Genomic DNA, 289 nt, shown 5'->3' with positions numbered 1-289 from the left:
GTCACACCTGTTCCCATGCCGAACACAGAAGTTAAGCTCTTTAGCGCCGATGGTAGTTGGGCTTACGTTCCGCGAGAGTAGGACGTTGCCGGGCAAAATTCAATTTTTGACCGTTTGGTCTTTTTTTCTTGATTGAATTTAAAAATTTGTTGACACGAGATAATTTATACTGTATAATTGTTTCTTGTGATGCAAAATGAACATTGAAAACTGAATGACAATATGTCAACGTTAATTCCAATAATTTGAGTACTAATAGTACTTCAAAGAGTGATTGGCTTAACCAATC

At 36.7% G+C, this 289-nt stretch carries 1 rRNA gene; it reads left to right on the top strand.

The window, feature by feature from the left end:
- Nucleotides 1-94 (top strand): 5S ribosomal RNA (gene rrf / locus CD111_RS12155); the annotation flags it as partial.
- Between the last annotated feature and the right edge of the window lie 195 nt (nucleotides 95-289).

This window comes from Mammaliicoccus stepanovicii (assembly GCF_002902525.1).
Classification (GTDB): Bacteria; Bacillota; Bacilli; order Staphylococcales; family Staphylococcaceae; genus Mammaliicoccus; species Mammaliicoccus stepanovicii.
This window is presented reverse-complemented; position numbering and strand designations above follow the sequence as displayed.